The 18,809-nt window shown below is 46.3% G+C and carries 16 protein-coding genes; 13 read left to right on the top strand and 3 right to left on the bottom strand.

What is annotated here, in order from left to right; genetic code table 11:
• Positions 1 to 23: 23 nt before the first annotated feature.
• The 6 genes from KJ365_RS11780 (at position 24) to KJ365_RS11755 (ending at position 5,862) form a co-directional block, all read left to right on the top strand.
• Positions 24 to 806 (top strand): PhzF family phenazine biosynthesis protein, encoded by a 783-nt coding sequence (locus KJ365_RS11780; RefSeq protein WP_214451835.1) that lies wholly within the window; start codon positions 24 to 26, stop codon positions 804 to 806.
• Positions 807 to 871: 65 nt separating this feature from the next.
• Positions 872 to 1,147 carry a hypothetical protein gene (locus KJ365_RS11775; RefSeq protein WP_214451834.1) on the top strand — a complete coding sequence of 92 codons (276 nt, stop codon included), beginning with the start codon at positions 872 to 874 and terminating at the stop codon, positions 1,145 to 1,147.
• Positions 1,144 to 2,127 (top strand): FAD:protein FMN transferase, encoded by a 984-nt coding sequence (locus KJ365_RS11770; protein WP_214451833.1) that lies wholly within the window; start codon positions 1,144 to 1,146, stop codon positions 2,125 to 2,127. Before KJ365_RS11775 ends, KJ365_RS11770 begins: the two co-directional genes overlap by 4 nt.
• A gap of 123 nt (positions 2,128 to 2,250) precedes the next feature.
• Positions 2,251 to 3,285, top strand: coding sequence for a hypothetical protein (locus KJ365_RS11765; protein WP_214451832.1), 1,035 nt, complete (start codon positions 2,251 to 2,253; stop codon positions 3,283 to 3,285).
• Positions 3,286 to 3,351: 66 nt separating this feature from the next.
• A complete protein-coding gene (locus KJ365_RS11760) occupies positions 3,352 to 5,250 on the top strand; it encodes a transglutaminase-like domain-containing protein (protein WP_214451831.1) in 1,899 nt (632 codons plus the stop codon).
• Positions 5,251 to 5,439: 189 nt separating this feature from the next.
• Entirely contained in the window at positions 5,440 to 5,862 is a 423-nt protein-coding gene (locus tag KJ365_RS11755) for a hypothetical protein (protein WP_214451830.1), read from the top strand.
• Between the two features lie 65 nt (positions 5,863 to 5,927).
• On the opposite strand, the gene KJ365_RS11750 is transcribed toward KJ365_RS11755, so the two are convergent.
• Genes KJ365_RS11750 through KJ365_RS11740 form a run of 3 tightly spaced genes read right to left on the bottom strand, consistent with a single transcriptional unit; the run spans position 5,928 to position 11,280 of the window.
• Entirely contained in the window at positions 5,928 to 7,571 is a 1,644-nt protein-coding gene (locus tag KJ365_RS11750; RefSeq protein ID WP_250884182.1) for a general secretion pathway protein GspF, read from the bottom strand.
• Positions 7,572 to 7,582: 11 nt separating this feature from the next.
• Positions 7,583 to 10,039 (bottom strand): LamG domain-containing protein, encoded by a 2,457-nt coding sequence (locus tag KJ365_RS11745; protein WP_214451829.1) that lies wholly within the window; start codon positions 10,037 to 10,039, stop codon positions 7,583 to 7,585.
• 2 nt (positions 10,040 to 10,041) lie between these two features.
• The gene (locus KJ365_RS11740; protein WP_214451828.1) at positions 10,042 to 11,280 is read right to left on the bottom strand and encodes a hypothetical protein; all 1,239 of its coding nucleotides are present in this window, start codon (positions 11,278 to 11,280) and stop codon (positions 10,042 to 10,044) included.
• 764 nt (positions 11,281 to 12,044) lie between these two features.
• On the opposite strand from KJ365_RS11740, the gene KJ365_RS11735 reads away from it, so the two are divergent.
• The 7 genes from KJ365_RS11735 to KJ365_RS11705 are packed head-to-tail and all read left to right on the top strand — an operon-like array spanning position 12,045 to position 18,805.
• Positions 12,045 to 14,753 (top strand): HzsA-related protein, encoded by a 2,709-nt coding sequence (locus tag KJ365_RS11735; RefSeq protein WP_214451827.1) that lies wholly within the window; start codon positions 12,045 to 12,047, stop codon positions 14,751 to 14,753.
• Between the two features lie 11 nt (positions 14,754 to 14,764).
• Entirely contained in the window at positions 14,765 to 15,514 is a 750-nt protein-coding gene (locus KJ365_RS11730) for an SH3 domain-containing protein (RefSeq protein WP_250884181.1), read from the top strand.
• Positions 15,515 to 15,529: 15 nt separating this feature from the next.
• A complete protein-coding gene (locus KJ365_RS11725; protein ID WP_250884180.1) occupies positions 15,530 to 16,201 on the top strand; it encodes an outer membrane beta-barrel domain-containing protein in 672 nt (223 codons plus the stop codon).
• Positions 16,202 to 16,212: 11 nt separating this feature from the next.
• Positions 16,213 to 16,764, top strand: a complete 552-nt coding sequence (locus KJ365_RS11720; protein ID WP_250884179.1) for a TlpA disulfide reductase family protein — start codon at positions 16,213 to 16,215, stop codon at positions 16,762 to 16,764.
• A gap of 3 nt (positions 16,765 to 16,767) precedes the next feature.
• A complete protein-coding gene (locus tag KJ365_RS11715) occupies positions 16,768 to 17,088 on the top strand; it encodes a DUF4266 domain-containing protein (protein ID WP_214451825.1) in 321 nt (106 codons plus the stop codon).
• Positions 17,088 to 18,227 (top strand): DUF3570 domain-containing protein, encoded by a 1,140-nt coding sequence (locus KJ365_RS11710; protein WP_214451824.1) that lies wholly within the window; start codon positions 17,088 to 17,090, stop codon positions 18,225 to 18,227. Before KJ365_RS11715 ends, KJ365_RS11710 begins: the two co-directional genes overlap by 1 nt.
• Before the next feature lie 2 nt (positions 18,228 to 18,229).
• Complete coding sequence (locus tag KJ365_RS11705) at positions 18,230 to 18,805, top strand: hypothetical protein (protein ID WP_214451823.1); 576 nt, start codon at positions 18,230 to 18,232, stop codon at positions 18,803 to 18,805.
• Positions 18,806 to 18,809 lie beyond the last annotated feature (4 nt).

Genomic DNA, 18,809 nt, shown 5'->3' with positions numbered 1-18,809 from the left:
GTACATGAGATGTAATAACACATATGAAAATTTATCAAGTCGATGCCTTTGCCAACAAAGCGTTTGAGGGGAATCCCGCGGCGGTGGTGCCACTCACGCAATGGTTACCAGAAAGCGTGATGCAACAAATCGCACAGGAAAATAATTTAGCAGAGACGGCATTTTTTGTTCCATGTGAAACCCAAGGTCAATATCAGCTGCGTTGGTTTACGCCGACTCACGAGGTGGCTTTATGCGGCCATGCGACGTTGGCCAGCGCCCACGTGTTATTCAGTGAGTTGGCAGAAACTATCGACACACTGTGCTTTGAAACGCAATCAGGGCCTTTGTATGTAACAAGAGAAAACCAAGCATATTGCATGAATTTTCCATCTCAGCCGCCTACCGAGTGCACGTTAAACGACGCACTAAAACAAGGACTCGGCATAACATCAGCGGATGCGTGCCTGTCGCATCAAGATTACATTGTAATTTTACCAAACGAGCAAGCAGTATTGTCGATTGAGCCTGATCACAATGCCTTGCTTCAAGCGGATTTGCGCGGCGTCATTGTTAGCGCGGTATCGAGCCAATATGATTTTGTCGCGCGCTTTTTTGGCCCAAAAGTCGGCGTGCCAGAGGATTCGGTTACAGGATCAGCATACACACAACTAACGCCATATTGGGCTAAACGACTGGCCAAATCACAATTGAGTGCAAGACAAGTTGCCTCTCGAGGGGGTGACCTTTTACTACGCTTAGATAATGACCGTGTAAAAATAACGGGCGGTGCGCATACCTACATGGTGGGTGACATTAATATCTAAAAGCATTGCTCGACACCCTCTCCTGTAGGTACACTAACTACTATGAATCGATATATAGTGACGTTATGAATCTTGCAGATGCGAATTTGTATTTGGTGGTGGCTGTGACCATGTTAGGTGCAGTGGGCATTACGCTATTTTTTGTCGGTAGCCTGATCACCGTTGCCGCCGCCTTTGCCAATAACCAAAAAGTCTTCGCGATTGCCTGTATTTTATTTTTGCCTCTCACCACTGTTTACTGCCTAATGCATCGTGATCATGCAAGTTACCCGGCCAAATATGTGTTTTCGGGTATTGCGTTAGTAGCACTTACCCTTAGCTTAACAATGTGGATCTTATGATTAAGAGCGGTGTAAAACACCTTATTACTATTTTCATCGTGCTAATGTTATTGGTAACGATAAGCGCACAAGCAAAATGGCACGAACAAAACGCAGGTATTATGGGGACCAATATCCGCGCGGAAGTGTGGCATACCGATACACAACTAGGGGAGCAAGCCCTAGCATCAGTGATGCAAGAGATGGAAAGAATCAATCAGCTCATGAGTCCCTACATTGAGACTAGCGAATTGTCTTTGCTAAATCGAGATGCGATGAAAGGCCCGGTTGTTGTTAGCGATGAAATGTTTGATATCTTAAGCTTATCGAAGCAGTTGTCTGAATTAAGCGAAGGCGCGTTTGACATTACCTTCGCAAGCGTAGGGTATTTGTATAATTATCGAGAGAAGCAGCGCCCAGATGCGGCAGAGATTCAGCCTTTGTTAGAAGCCATTAACTATCGTCATATCGTATTAGATGCGAAGGCTAAAACGGTGTTTTTTGCTCATCCTAAGGTCAAGATTGATTTAGGCGGCATTGCAAAAGGATATGCCGTAGATAATGCCATTGCCGCGCTAAAAGAAATGGGGATTGAGCACGCGTTAGTCACTGCTGGAGGTGATACCAAATTGCTTGGAGATAGAATGGGTAAACCTTGGGTGGTAGGGATTCGCGATCCACGAAACGCTGAAAAAGAAGCCGTATTAATTCCGCTCGCAGATGCAGCGATGTCTACTTCGGGTGATTATGAGCGTTATTTTGAAGAAGACGGCAAACGCTATCATCACATATTATCTCCCACCACGGGTGCGTCGTCTTATGAGGTGCAGTCAGTATCTATTATTGGACCAGAATCGGTGTACAACGATGCGCTTTCAACAGCGGTTTTTGTAATGGGTTTAGAGCGCGGCATTGGCTTGATAAATAGCCTGAAAGACTACGAAGCAATAGTCATGGATAATAACCGTCGTATGCATTATTCAAATGGTCTAGGTCAGTAAGTCGCCATTTACTTTTTGCAGTAAACAAGCGCTTGCATGCGCACAGGTTACGCGGTAGTTTCAAATAGTCATGTTTTGTTTTACAAACAAAACAAAGGAGCAGCAGCAGTAAAAGGATATGCAATGTCTCAAGCAGTTAAAATGATTAAACCCCCTCGCCCTCTGGTCATTGATTTCATATTAAGTTGCGCCACTTTTTCAGTATTTCTATGTGTCTGGCTGTATCAAGGCGTTCGCGACCTTAATCGTATTCGCCCATTGGGTTTAACGCCCTGGCTTTGGTTTTTTGTCCCCATACTGCTTATTCCGGCATTTTTCGCCCTGCCCATCTTATTGAAAAAGCTACGTGAAGTAGAAGCGCACTATGAGCTAGCATCATGGTCGGTCACTCTAGACAGGCTCTGGCTGGTAAGCGTATTGGGGTTGTCGGTTGCATCGGTCGCTGTTGAATACAGTGGCATGTCGGTACTGCAACAGTTTGGGGTACTGGGACTATGGATTTTCAGCTATCTGATGCTAGCGCCTCGCCTTTCAAGGGTAAGAGCGGCAAGTGAATTACCAAAAGTAAACCTCTACGCAAAGCTCTCTAATATAGAGTGGGTAGTGACACTGATTTTCGTACCGATTTTGGCCCTAGTTATCTGGTTTGTGGGTTTACAAACGTATTTTGTATCCATCGACAAAATACAAGAACAACAAGTGGTGCAGGAGCAAAATTTGGGCGTACAACTCACGTTTGCCAGTGGCCAATGGCATCAGGTTGAAATAGGCACCCACTCTAATGGTGAAGGCGATATGGAGTTTAGTGGATATCAGTCTGATGCCAGCATGATTATATTTGAACAAGATAATCGCGCGGTTATCTCCGACCTTATTCACTGGCGCATCGATGAAGCGTATGACTTTCTAGACGACGCGTCTTGCACTGAAAGTAGAGCGTTTTTACCCAACTCCACCTATTTGCGCATTAGTGTGCACTGCCAGGGCACGGTAATGGGAGATCCGAGCTTACAGATGCACGAGCTTGTGCAGATAGGAGAGGATGATTACGTTGAGCTATATGCCAAGTTCAGCGCATTAGACGCGCGTTTTGAGCAAAGTGAGGCGTCATTTTTGTCTACCGTGCGTAGCTTTTCGCCTATTGTAGAAGGAGAATAAAATATGAATGCCTTGGTCTGCTGTGCTTTTTATCCTTCACGCTTATGCACCATGTTTAGTTTATTCATGACTTTTTTTAAACAAATAACGGCGGCTTTGCTTGGCGCTGTGCTAATACTCTTTAGTTTAAGTGCAGTATCCGCCTCAGTTGATTCTGAGCTCGTTACATTAGCAAAGTATCATCAAACTCAAACCCAGGGTTTATCTGAAGTCAGAGTGACGCGACTTCTTCATAATGTTGACATTCAAGTAGGGGCTAGGTCTGTTACTCATACCGTGACCAGCATATGGTATTACCCATCGCTCAATACTATTCAAGATGCCGGATACGACACTATTTACTTTAATGGCTTCACCCAAAACGTACGTGATTTGTCGTCTTTTACCGTGAGCCCTTCAGGAGAGCTAGCTTGGTTTAACGTAGATGATGCGCGGGTACTAGAATCTGATACTTATAACGTTTTTTCAGACGGTAAAAAGAAAGTGATCAATCATGTTGGTCTGCAAAGTCAGAGTATTTCGGTATTACGCTATACCATTGAAACGGACTTAACTAAACTCGAAGTACCATGGTCGCAGTTAGTATATGTGCAATCTTACTCGGACCAAAAACAGGTGAACATCTCTGTTGAAGGTCTATCGCAATTGCCAGTTTTTGCCCAAACGTCGAGTGATTTAATCACCTGTGAGACATTCCAAGATCGCATCAGCTGCACAGGGCGAGATATACCAAGGCTTGATAGCGGTGACAATTTTTACTTTTCTGATGAGGCTGCGCATGTTGCTTTAAGTAGCGTTGAAGATTGGGATAGTATTATCACCACGATGCTCGATGCCTATTCGGTGGCAAGAAGCAGCAATCAAAGTGTTATTCAGCAACTGCCGCGGATTATTAGTGATGAAATGTCGAATGAAGAAAAAATATCCGCTATTCATCATCACGTTGCAAGGGAGATTCGCTACCTTTCTGAATCTGAGGCGGGTAATGCCTATATCCCCCACTCTGTGAGTCGCACAATCGATAAAAAGTACGGTGACTGTAAAGACAAGACAGTCTTGCTTCTAGAGATGTTTGAACAAGCAGGCATAGAAGCCTACCCCGTGCTTATTTCAACTCGCCGTAAGGCAACAGATAAGTTGCTGGTGCCTTCTGCGGCTTATTTTAATCACGTGATCATGTGCTTTAACTATGCGCAGCAAGACTATTGTATTGACGCTACCGACTCAACAAGTGATTGGCGATATATGTCGCAGTGGGTGCAAGGCCATGTTGCGTTGCCGCTTGTACCCGGCGCTACGGTGCAAAATGCAATGGAGGAGCCTCATGCATACGCCATCAAAAACGAGATTGATATTGAAATATTGCCAAACGGTGGGCAGCTAGAAAAGCAGCGGATTGAGTTTCATGGCGCGTATGCAAGCAGCTACCGTTCATCTCTAGAGGGCCAAGAAACACAAGAGCAAGTTGAATACATGGTTGAACTATACCAGGACGTTGTTTCAGACGGTACGCAACCAAAAGTTGAAATCACGGGTGTGCAAAACTTGCAAGATGCGATTACGGTAATGACTGAGTATGAGTATGCACCTTATCTTGATATGGAAGATGACATATCCGTTATTGATTATGAGCCTTGGATAAACTTTGAGCTTAATTCGTATAACGCGCAAAACACAATCTACGATCTTGATTTTGCAGGTTCAAAAGTCATATCAACGGTGAATGTGCGTTTGCCAGAACATTGGGATGTCAAAAGTTATCCAGCGACCTTGGCGCTATCAAGCCCCTTCGCGACATTAAATCGTACCGTCAGCGAAAAAGCCCCAGGCCAATTTACGTTGGTCACTGAATTTGCCTTGTCGGCCACTAGCATATCGGTTCAAGAGTACCAACAGTTTGAAAGCACTATCGAGGCCTTCAAACAAGAAGGGGTAATTCGGTTTACCGCAAGAAAACAAAAGTAAAGCGTGGTCGGACGATACGTGTCTTGGCATCTTTCCTAACGAGATGCCAAGGCAACCCATAGCGTTAATATTGGCTTACCAAGCGTAAAAAAATACGAATAACTCAACTTTAACCACAGGGTTTTTCTTGTTTAGTCACAGATAAGGGGCGTGTATGCTTCATTTTCGGACATTCAGGGGGTCTTTCCAGTGTCGTTCAAATATCATGGTACCTGTCACTGTAATCAAGTGGAGCTGCTGCTAACGTTGCCAAGCGCTATAGAGCAGTATGCTGCGCGCGCGTGTGACTGTGATTTTTGTAGTGATAACAACACGATGTTTTTGTCTGATAAGCGTGGTGAACTCAGTATTACTAGCACTATCAGTTTAGGTCATGCAAAGCAGGGTTCTGGGCAGGCGGAGTTCTTGCGCTGTGTTAATTGTGAGCAGGTTGTGGCCGTTGTAGCGAACGTAGAAGGTCACTTACTTGGCGCCATCAACAGTGAGTGCTTGCACGATTCCGAAAAGCTTCAGCGGCCAAAGCTAATAAACGGTCCAGAGCTGAATGCAAAACAAAAGCGCGAGCGTTGGAAGGGACTTTGGTCACCTACCACGCTTAGCGAGCCTGATTAAAGCCCTAAAAACACGTCAGCCCTAAAAACCGCCTAATGGCATGCTTAAAGGGCTTGTGACACAATTTACGTGATAGTACCGTTTACAATGGGCTCAAACGCTGTGAGTGAGTCCATCAAGGTAGAATTACCTAAGCCGTTATTTGGCAAGACTTCAGACATCCTATTTTGCTCACCGTGCAGCGCTAAGTAGTTGAGCACAACGGTTTCTACGAGTAGGTTGACGTTATTTGCAGCCGGTGTTGCAGCGGTTTCTACGCTACCATCCATACGCATGTAGCCAATTTGTTGATGTCTGGCTTGCTCCAAGGCGTCTGCACCAAGGAGTTGTGGCGTGCCGTTAGGGTTGTACACTAAGAAGAAAGAACCAGCAGTAGAAGAGTTATCGCCTGTCCATACGCCTTTGCCTCGACCATTGACAGAGTCGTCAATCATACCATTACTGAATACTGAGCCGTCACTGCATACGTACATCATCAGTGGCACACCCAAGCGCGCAGCATACTCAAGGCAAGCGCCCATGCAGCGCCCAGCGCGAAGGTCTCTTACCTCGCCAGTAGCGCGATTACCTACGTGATAGTCATATCCACCCATAGTGATAGTGCCGGCGCCGGCGAAGCCGTTCATCACTAGCTTCATAACCGAGGCAGTTTTTTGGAACTCTCTGTCGCCGTCAAATTCTTCTTGAGTGAATATGCCGCCTTCGCCCACAATCAATGGGTCTAGCTCTGGGTTTAAGGTAGTTGGGTCACCAAAACGGTCGGTAATGTCTGCACTTTTCACGTAACCGCATCTGACAAGATCTTTTACTACTTCGTCCGTAGTGATTTGTGTATTGACCCTGTCGAGTTTCATGTCGCTAATGCGTTGAATCGACTCCATCACCGCAACAGAATCTTCTTGGCTTAGCAGACCTACTAAGTCTCCGGTATCAACCAAGCCAGTAACGTCAGATGGACGGTCGACTTTGGTAGGGCGTTTACCCGCGTCGATTAGGTTAAGAGGTGCAACAGAGTTACCACCAGAGTCTGAATTTCGTGAGCCGATGAGGGTTAACAGTGAACCGTCAGCGCCAGCTTTGTTGATACCGTACATCGGGTTATGTGGGTTATTGCCGGTATCATTTTCAGAGCGAGCTGGAATGACCGCGCCATTTACATTTGCCCTATTTGTGACCGAAAGCTTATCTTGTATCCCGCGCAAAAAGCCACTGTCTGAGTGAAACGCAAGGCCAAGCTCGGTGTTAATAAAGTCTGATATTCCCATTTCTGGGTTAGCGATAGATGGCAACATGTCAGCAGGTAGCCCTTGGCGGGAGTAGCCTTGTGCACTTAAGAAGTCTAATTGACCACCGCGTCCACCAATGAGTACGTTTGAGCCAGCCATATTCACACCACCGGCTAAATCAAAAACAATAAACGGTATCTTCCCGGCTCCTTGCGTGGCAATGCCGCAGCCTTGCTTAAGTGCTTCTAGGTCGGGTGATAACTGCGCCATTGCTTTACGAGGGTTGGCAAATAAGCTCAGTACAGATGCGCCTGCGAGGACACCCGCGCCGGCACAAAAACCTTGCGCGATAAAATCACGACGGGTTACAGGGCGGGCGTGGTCATTATGAAACAACGGCTCATCTTTACCGTGGGCTTTTTGCACTGCACGGCGTACTTTTGAAGTATTGTTGTTAGCAAAGCTATACGTTTTCTTTTTCATACTTCTGCTTCCTATTGTAGAACAACGACGGCGCTGCCTAATAAGGCTGCACAGCTGGCTTTCACTACGGTTTCAGTAGTATCGGCCGAACAAGAATTTTGATTTGCACATGCACCTAGGCGGTCAATTAAACCACTCACCTCATTGTAGACATCGCTACTTGCAGGTTGAGTGCTAATATTGGTCCCTAGCATGCGCTCGGTAAGTGGGTTGATGATGGCGTCTTTAGTTGCCTGATCAAATCCATTGTTGGCATTAGCGGCAAAGTTCATGTCTGGGAACATGCTCGCTCGTAGCTGCGTGTCTTCTACTAATGCATCGCAGTATTTAATCGCCAATTGCGTGATCGCCATTTGGTTAGACGTTAAGAAGCCATCGATATTAGTCACGCTCGGTAGCTGCTGACGCAAAGTCGTAAAGGTAGTGCGTATTCCTTCCACATTTGAGCTTACACCGGTTAATGCCGACATACTGGCGTTTATCTCATCGAAGTTACGAATACCTACCTCTGCTTGACGCGGTAAGTCTTGTGGCTGCGATAGCACTGGATCATCGGCAACTTGACGCACAGACTGCGCGTCTCCTAGCACCTCAAAGGTTAAGAAAAACTCATCAAGCTCCGCCCCTTTTTGTACGGGGATGATGGTACCTTGGCGAGAGAGAGGACTACCGCCAAGTTCATTGGTAGTGGCACCATCAACACTCACATCAAGCGTCGCGAACACCTGACCGCTTTTCTCTTCACGCCCGTTAATGCCAATGCGCATACCGGTAAGTGTGATCCCGTCCAGATTTGCATTTTCATCAAGGGAAACCATAAAGGGTTCAGAAAATAAGTAGCTGAAGCTGTCGAATTGACTGACTTCAAATACAACATAAGCTTCATTCACATTGACAATCTCGCTAATGCCAAACATCACGTAGTAGCGCTGGCCAATACCAGCGTCGAAGTTGCCGAGGATTTGTTCTTCGGTTAACACGCGGTTGTGAAGTGCAACCATTCGAATGGTTCCATCAAACGGAAAACGTCCGCTCACTTCTGAGCCAATAACAAAAGCAAAGCTGTCATCCCAATCGTTTAACAAGCTACCTTCTATAACGTCGACATCACCGGTATTTTGTCCGTTGACAAATATCTGACGACCGCCATTACCGGTATAATTAACCACTACGTGCTGCAGGGCTGCTTGCAAGTCTTCATCAGCACTAGCAGTGCTAAGCGAGGGCTCACCGTTACTGTCGGTATTTTCATTGCGCACTAAAAAGTCGTAGTTATAAAGGGTTTGACCGAGCATAAAGTTGCGTCTGTCATCTCCGCCAGAGTAGCTTATGATGCGAGCGGGACCATCTTGTATAACATTAGCTGGCGCAACCCAAGCTTCGATTGAAAACTCACCGGTTGACACAATAAGGTCGTGGATTTTCGCACTTGCAGTCGTTGACCCCTGCGCTTTACCGTTGGTGAGCTGTATGCCGCCACCGCCGACCCATTCATAGCCGCCAGAAACGGTTAAGTTTAATAATGGCGTAACACCGCTAGTATCAGACGCTATATTGCCGCTGGTTTCTTCAAACTCCCATTTTGCAATCAGGTTGCTTTCAAAACGTCCGCCACCACTTGCCAAAGTACCTTCAAACAAGCCCAATGCGTTAGAAGCAACAAGGTTGCTGTCTAAAGCGGTGACTTCGATAGCATCTGCCATTTGCGCAATAGCAGAGGTGAGCTCTGCACTGTTTGCTACACAATCACCCCAACAGTTATGAAACTCATCGCGTACGCGTGCAACAATACGACTATCTTCAGGACTATCTAAATTTAGCTTTGAGATAGATGCACGATAGGCCTCAGTGACGTCTGACGAACCAATGTAAGGAGAAATTGGGATAGCGGCACTAGACTTATGGCATTCACTGCAATAGGTTTCAAGCAGTGGGTAAAGGTTGTCGGCGAATAAATCCGGTGAGCTTGGGAAGTTTTTATTCGCGCCAACGGTGCGAGCTATCGGTGCTTCTAACTCGATGCTCGTGGCAGCTTGTTCGGTGTTAAGCCATCCTTCTACCCATACAATCATGTTATCGCGGCACGCGTTGTCGCTGTTTAACCAGCAGTTGTGTCCGCCTGCGACTTTGGTGATAAGCAGTGATTCAGCAACGTTTGTTTTATTTACCAACGTGTTGGTGATGGCATACGCTTCGTTGATGTCATCATTGCGAGCAAAAGCGGGAGATTGCTGGCCTTGAATGTGGCAAGCACCACATGTTTCGGTGGTGGCGAGGTTATCCCACACATTGGCTTTAAAATCTTGTACGTCAGAGGTGGCAGGAGCAGGGCCTGAGTAGTTACTGACCGGTTGACTGCTTGGAGGTGGAGCGGGCATTTCGACGACTTGTGTTTCACCGCCACCGCCACAGGCGCTCAGTATTAAAACCGAGCTAGCTAACATGAGATGTAGTATACGACGATTCATGACTATTCTCCTCTACAGTAGCTAGCAGTATCGGCAAATACTTCTTTTACCGAATAGTTTGAGGCGACAAAATTGTTGGTAATGGCGCTGATTTGAGCGCGATCGCTGCTATCTTGAGGCGATCTAAGACATACATTTTCAAACACTTTGGTTACCTGACATTGCGCAAATTTTTCACTGTTAGCGAGCTCTTCACCCATACTTTTGGCGCCGTAGCCAAAACCACTGAGTTGATCAGACCACCCCACGGTTTGGTTGATGCCTTCACGCCAGTAATTATCCCAGCGATCATCGGTAATGATGTATCCAAACGAAAAGTTGTTGGCGTTGATTTGATGTTTAGCAGTAACGCGAGAATTGGTTTGCGGGTCGATTTGCCCTGGCCCATTGTAGGTAATGCGCCCGTTTTGCCCTTCAGGGTCAGAATCTACATTGTACTGATACTCATAATAGGCATAGGCTTGAGCAAGAGGATCCATTCCGTTGTGACAACCTGTGCATGAGTTTGCAAATATGCGGCTGTCGCCACCGGGGCTTCGGCTTAAGTCTTGCCGTATGCGGTCGGGCGGTAGGCTTGTGTCTTTAAAGGCTTCTAAATCGGCACATAAGTGATTCATTAAGGTAAAACGCAACATCGCGCGATTTGTACCGTCTTTAAAAAATGACTTGGCTGCGCCACGTGTTGTCATGACACCTGCAGTGGCTTCAACAGGTAAGCCGGTGACCGATGACTGAGAACTTTGCACAAGCGCGGTGGATAAATCGATACCGTTATTTTCAAGGGCTTCATAGTGCGCGTTATTGTCAACGCTGTACCCAGGAATGCCTGAGACGCCTTGAGCGGTGTAAATGATGTCTCCGCTTAGCACTAACCTAAAATCAACATCATCGCGCACCATACCAATAACCGTTGCGGTATAGTCGTTAAGAGCCGCGAAAATATCGGCTTCTTCGTTCGTCCAAGGAGTTACCCAATTTTTGACAGTCACGTTGTAAAAAGAAGGCGCTTGCATGGCAATATAAGCGGCTTCTTTTATTTGGCCTTGGTCAATCAAATTGGCCATTTCATTCAACGTTGCTTGGCTACCTGGAACGCCAGCAAGCCTGTCGTGCATACGCTTGGCTTGGCTTAAACTGTCTGCTAGTGCGGCAGATGAGAGTAAACTAAGCGCGATAGCAGATGCTATTAGCGTGCCTTGCTTACGAAAAGATATTGGCTTGTGGGTACGAAATGCTTGCATAACCTTACTCCTGTTTCGCCTTTTATACATCGGTTAAAAGCGCTGTTGGTTATCGTCAACATTGCGTCGGTCTATATTTTCATAACCTTTAAACGCATTGGAATGTTTCAGATGTTCTCATCCATGAGCATTTACAAGAATCGTGCCCTAAAATATAACTCATTGATAAACTTCCCGTATTATTAACAAGCTGACATGTTTTCGCAATCAAATATGGGTATGTTCGTCGCAAAACATAGACACTGTATAGTACGAATGTTTACAGGTACGGTCACAAAAGCATTAATTCCAAATTAAATCAGTGTGTTATGGTTTCTTTTTGCTTTTTAGTAAAAGTTACACTTATGAACTTCTGATACTCCGATGAAATTTATTTTCGCTTTTTTTTGCTTAAAATACGATTTTCGGTCCACAAATGTGCGCCCTTGCCGATAGCCTTTGTTAAGTTATGATTTTTAATGCGTGTATATAAAACTGCTGATTGAACGCAATCTAAAAGGCTGTCAGGGTTTGTTGAGCACCCTAAAGTAGTGCGTTGTTTATATAATCGTCGTGCTCGTCGGTAAATCGAGACACTATTACTATTCAGGGTCTGGCAGTATCATTATGGTGTTTAGGTGCGTTTATTGCATTGTGTGCAAAGCGTGTTGTTGTAGGTCGATGAAGTGTCATAATATTGACCTAGCCAACAACCGTATTGATCGCGCTCCCATACACCAAATGCGCATAGCAAAGGATTGTGTCATTCAGTCAATAGGTTGCTCATGAAGAACATTAGGCGTTTTGCCGCTCTAGGTATCATTTCCTCTTTTGTCGTGGCTTGCGGCGGGTCCATTGTGCCTACCGAAGAACAAGAGCCCGATCCGGTAGTCATTGACGTACCACTTGCATTTATCCAACGCGACTTAACGGTGTCCGAAGGCGAGCCATTGCGCGACTTGACGATGCCTGCTGAGTTTATCCCAGGTGCGTCATTAATTTTAAAAGCACGCGCAAACGCATCAGCTCAAGAGACTGATTTAACGCCTCGTTTAGTGGAGTTGATGTTTGAAAACCAAGACGTTTCCCCAGAAGAAGCAGCATTGCCAATCGATATAAAAGATTTAGAAAGCGATTACACCGGTGAACGCATTGTATTTAGTGCGCGCGCCCCAGAGCTCGACGGTATGGACGACGTGCCTACATGGAACATCTATGAGTACGATCGCACCGTTGACGAACTGCGCCGCGTTATCGCCTCAGATATTGTCGCAGAAGCAGGAGATGATACCGGGCCGGTATACCTATCCGATGGTAGAATTATTTTCAGCTCGACGCGCCAACGGGGCAACCAGGCGCGTTTGTTAGATGAAGGCAAACCGCAATATGCCGGTTTGGAAGAAGGACTAGACGTGCCAGCATCTGTGCTGCACATCATGGATAACGATGGCGCCAATATTGCCCAAATATCCTTCAATCAAAGCCACGATCTTGACCCAATCGTGTTGCCAAATGGTAAGATTTTATTCAGTCGTTGGGACCAAGTCGCTGGCAATAAAGGCTTAAACCTGTACCAGATTAATGCAGACGGTAGCGACCTTACACTAATGTACGGACGTCATAGTCATGACTCGGTTGATGGTCTTGATGATACCCAATTTAGTAAAGCCAGTGTCACACCCGATGGTGATGTATTGCTAGGTATTGACTCGTTTTCAGAGCCGCTGTTTGGCACCACTTATGTGAGTATCGACATTGATAGCTATGTGGACAATATGCGCCCCATCGATAGCCAACAAGGCTTAAGTGGTCCTGCTCAGCAAAATGTATTATTTGATACGATTAATTTTGTAGATGACATATCAGCGGGCGGTTTTATTAACGCTTTGTATCCACTTTGGGATGGTTCTGGCCGCATTTTGTTTAGTTGGTCGCAGTGCCGCCTGTTTGCGGTTTTACCCGAAGGCGCGCCAGAGGATACACAACGCACTATTGCGCCGTGTTCTGCTGAAAACATAGAAAATCCTGAGTTTGAATTAGCGCCTCCGGTGTATGGCTTATGGATGTTTACGCCTGCAACGTCTGATGAAGATGGCGCTGCTGAAGAAACGCAACTTCCACTAAGTATTCCGCAAAGCGACTTAGTGGTGAGTGAAGTCGTCGCAATGGAGAGTCGCCCTTTCCCAAGTAACCCTGAGTCGACGATAGATCGCAGCGAAAGTGGCCTACTCGACAGAGGCGTTGGCATATTGTCCATTCAAAGTGTTTACGATGTTGACGGTGTTGATACCAGCCCGTTTGGCCTTGCGAATACGCGTGACCCATCTCAAACCAGCGCACTACAGCGGCCAGCGCGTTTCTTACGCGTTGTCAAAAGCGTATCTATCCCCGATGAAGATGTACGAGATTTTGACAACAGCGCATTTGGCCGTTCACGTAATCAGTTGATGCGCGAAATAGTCGGCTACACGCCCATTCAGCCTGACGGCTCTGTGGAAGTCGAAGTGCCCGCAAACGTACCCTTTACTATAGAGGTAACAGATGCAAATGGTCATCGCATAAGCGCGCGCCACAACAATTGGTTGCAACTGATGCCAGGCGAACAAAAAAACTGCATTGGCTGTCATACAGCAAACAGTGAAGCGCCACATGGTCGTCTCGACGCTCAGCCTGCGTCAATTAATAGCGGTGCACCAAATACCGGAGTACCCTTCCCAAATACTAATCCAGCGTTGTTTGCAGACATAGGTGAAACCATGGCGCAAACGCTATCGCGCATAAACGGTGTTGCACAATTAGGCCCTAATATTGTGTTTGAGGATATATGGACAAATCCAGATGCACAAACGCCCAGCGAATCATTTACCTACGCGTATGCTGATTTGCTCACGCCACTGCCGATTAACAGTGCCTGCGCATTGGGATGGAGCGCATTGTGCCGGTCGGTGATTAATTATCCTGAACATATCGCGCCGATATTTGAATTACCTCGTGTGGTGCTAGATGAAATGGGCAATGAACTTGCCAATAACACCTGTGTTGCCTGTCATAGCCCCGCCGATAGTGAAGGCACTTTACGTGTGCCACTTGGGCAGCTTGAGTTAACCAGCGGTCCATCTAGTGATAACCCAGATTTCATCACAAGTTATCGCGAGTTGATGTTTAACGACAGTGCACAAGAAATAGTCGAAGGCGCGTTGCTAGATACCTTAGTGCCGGTGCTTGATCAAAACGGTAATCAGGTGTTTGCAACTGATGAAGAAGGTGAGCTTATTTTAGATGCGGAAGGTAACCCCATTCCACTGACGCAAACGGTCAATGTACCTGCCAGCATGCGAGTTAACGGCGCGCAAAGCAGTACGCGGTTTTTCGATGCGATGAATTCACCTACCCACCAAGGGATCCTCAGCCCCGCAGAGCTTAGGCTCATCGCAGAATGGCTCGATATTGGTGGACAATATTATAACAACCCGTTTGACGCGCCAGAGGATTGAGCATGAGATTTATGCCCAAGTGGTTACTTGTATTGTGTTTGATGGCGCTGTTGCCAATTAGCGTGCTGGCCAACGAGCTTGACGTCGTGGTAACGCAGCCATTCATTAACGTGCATACCGGCCCTGCCAGTGAATACCCTATCTTTCATGTAGTTGCCAAGGGCGAAGTTATAACGCTGCAAAAGTCGCGCACGGGTTGGTATCAGATCAAGGCTAAAGGCCCAGGTAATACCACCATAGAAGGTTGGATCACCGAAGAGAGTCTAAGTGCAACAGCATTAGAAGACGGCGCACCGTTAGTCGCATCATCCGGTAGCTTTGAAGACTATCAAACCCGAAATTGGGAAGTGACGCTGATGGGCGGCGTGCTCGACAACATTACGGCAATGACGGCAACAGGCACATGGGTGTGGACAAGAAACTTAAGTGTTGATGCAAGTTATACGCAAGCTTTAGGGGATTTCTCCGATAACAAAATATGGTCGGTGAGATTGCGCAATACCATTTTTCCAGGTTGGCGTGTCAGTCCATACCTAGCGTTAGGTACAGGTGAGATTCGCACGCAGCCAAGAGCAAACCTCGTGCAAAGCGGCGACGATTTACGCACCACCGCACATTATGAGGTTGGCGTAGGTGTTCGTTATTACTTCACACGAAGTGTGTTGCTCAAAGCTGAATACCGAGCGCTGTTGGCACTGACAGATAGAGACGAACAAGAACGACTCGACCAATGGGTAATTGGTGCGAGCGTATTTTTTTAAACTCAGGAACATACCATGTTTGAAGCGGTTACCTTTTTAAGAATGTTTGCGCGTGTTACAGCGCTTTGCACATTGGCTGCACTGCTAAGTGTCGCAAGCTCTTTTGAGCTGCATGCACAAACTAGTGCGACTCAGCAGCCTGATATTGACCCAAATGTTGAGCGCAGAGACATCCGAGAGTTTGATATTGATTCGGAAAACGTTGAATTTGGCGCGTTTGTTGGGATCATTAGCATTGAAGATTTTGAATCAGATGTCGTCGTAGGTGCTCGCATTGCCTACCACATAAATGAAAATTTGTTTATTGAAGGTACTTATGCCCAAGCAACTGCCGGTCAAACAAGTTTTGAAGTGCTCTCAGGCGGTGCACCGTTTTTGACAGAAGAGCAACGAGACTATGTGTATTACGATGTATCAGGAGGTTATAATTTCAATGGCGAGTTATTTATTACCGACTCATTGGTGTTTAATACCGACTTCTATCTAACCCTTGGTGCAGGTAGTACCGACTTTGGCGGCGACGAACGATTTACCGTATCTGCAGGCGCCGGATACCGTTTACTTCTTACAGATTATCTATCGGTACGATTTGATGTACGTGATCATGTGTTTAATAGCGATATCATCGGCGTAGAAAAGAGTGTGCACAATCTTACATTCACACTCTCAACCACCTTCTTTTTTTAGTACGGAGCAACATGAATATGAGTATTTCGATGATTTCAGCTAAACGTATGAGCAAAACCTCTACTTTACTTGCAAGTGCAGTGTTAGCAATTGCTGCGATTGGATTTAGCACAAATACATTAGCCAATGCCGGCGCTTCGGCTGAAACAGCAAAAGACTTTACGCTACCTAGCAGAGACAGCGGCAACATTCGTTTATCTGAGCAGCGCGGCAACATCGTGATGGTAAACTTTTGGGCATCTTGGTGTGGTCCATGCCGCGAAGAGCTACCAGAAATGGAAGAGCTATATCAAGAATATGCCGACATGGGCTTTGAAATTTTAGCCGTCAATGTTGATGATGAAGTAAGCAAAGCCGACATCTTATTAAATGACATTGAAGTGACGTTTCCCGTGCTATACGACACGCAGGGCGAGGTTAGCAAGCTTTATGACGTTAACGCCATGCCTACCACGGTGATCATTGACCGAGATGGTAACCAGCGTTTATTGCACCTAGGGTATCGCGCGGGTGACGAAGTGAAGTATGAAAAAGCAATAAAAATGTTGATGCGAGAGGAATAAGTGATGTTGAACCAAGACATACAAACCACCCACACTATCGGGCTTACCCGCCGGTTTGCTGCAACATTAGCTAAACTAGTGATTGTTGGAGCAGGGCTAGGCTTAGGCGGATGCTCTTCAACCTTTGAAGAGATGGAAAATCCGTTTGATTTAAGTAACATTGAGCCATGGGTCAAGCCCTATGAGCGCAGTAATTTAGCCGACCCTATCATGGCCATTGGCAGAAACCCTATCGCGATGTCTTTTGCAAAGCATGTAAATGAATCACGAGAAGGCGCTCGCGGCGCAGACGGCGGTGCAGGCGGCGGTTGCGGTTGTAACTGATGTATATGCGCCTATCCCCATATTTGTTGTTTGTTGCGCTAGCGTTTACTTCCTTCGCTAGCTTTGCAGCCGTATTGCCATTAGAGCGTTCCGATGTCATGTATCACAGATATGAAGGTGATGGCGTGACCATTGACGGGCCAGCGGTATTGCTGCGCAAACAATTTGGTAATCACGTATCGGTGTCAGCGAATTATTACGTGGATACCGTTTCAGGCGCTTCCATTGATGTGCGTGCAACGGCATCTCCTTATGAAGAGCAGCGCAGAGAAACCACCTTAGGTGCAGACTTTCTGCACGAAAAAACCCTTGTTAGCATGAGCTTTACCAACAGTAGCGAAAATGACTTTAATGCAAACTCAGTGTATGTCGGCGTTAGCCAAGACTTTTTCGGAGACTTATCCACCATTGCTCTTTCATATTCTAAGGGTTGGGATGAAGTAGGGCGCCGAGGAGATGAGAATTTTCTTGAAGAAGCCGACAGACAAAAGTTTGGTTTTGGCTTTACGCAGGTCATGACCAAGAGCCTGATCATGGGCTTTAATGCAGAGCATATTTCAGATGAAGGATATTTAAATAATCCTTACCGCAGCATTCGTTTCTTAGATCCAGATTCCGAACGCGGTTTTAGCTTTACCACAGAATTATATCCAAACACGCGTTCGTCTAATGCCTACTCTATTAACGCCAACTACTACTTGCCTTATCGCGCTGCGGTATATGCAGACGCAAGAGTATATAGCGATTCATGGGGCATCGAGGCAAACAACTACAAACTTGGATACTTGCACCCTTACAAGGGTTTCTTATTTGACGTATTCGCACGCTATTACACCCAAGAAAGCGCTGATTTTTACCAGGACTTATTCAACCGCCAAAACGAGTTTAACTTCATGGCGCGCGATAAAGAAATGAGCACCTATAGCGGTGTCACCATTGGCATTGGTGTGAGCTATGAATGGCAGTTCTCAGAAACCGCCACGGTTAAGAAAAGCAGCGTGCACTTTGAATATGATTATATGAATTTTGATTATGAGAATTTTCGCGACGTGACAGCAGATGCGCCCCGCCCAGGAGAAGAGCCTTTATTCGGATTCTCTGCTAGCGTGATTAAATTATACGCCTCAATATGGTACTAACTATGTCCAGATATTCACCACTTTTTCATGCCCCATGGTTAAGACGCTTTGTTTTAGTGTTAACGATGTTAGGCAGTCTCAGCATGACATTGCAGGTGCATGCGCAAGCAATTGATGCCACTACAAACGATGATCAAAGTGAACTTGCTCAAGAAATAGAAACCTTGAGACAAGCGATGGTTAACCTCAACCGTGATCTATTTATTTTAGAAGAAGATTTGTTGTTCCCTTCGTCGACACAGGTCGCGGTATATTTAGCGATGGATGTGGGTGAGTACTTCGCCCTCGACTCTGTAGAGGTCAGCATTAATGATGAAACTCGCACGCAATATCTATACACGGAGCGCCAAGTCAACGCGCTTTATCGTGGGGGTGTTCAGCGTTTGTATGTGGGCAATATTCCTCAAGGCGAACATGAGTTAACCGCATATTTTATCGGAATTGGTCCGCAAGGCAGAGAGTATAAGCGGGCGGTAAGCATTAGCTTTGAAAAAACCGATGAACCAGTCGCGCTTGAGCTAAGCGTCGTCGATTCGACGGCGAAACAACAACCGCTGTTTTCGGCAAAAGTCCTTTAAGGTT

The sequence above is a fragment of the Glaciecola sp. XM2 genome (genome assembly GCF_018595715.1).
In the GTDB taxonomy this organism is placed as follows: Bacteria; Pseudomonadota; Gammaproteobacteria; order Enterobacterales; family Alteromonadaceae; genus Glaciecola.
Note: the sequence above shows the minus strand (reverse complement) of the source record. Positions and strands in the feature narration are given on the sequence as shown.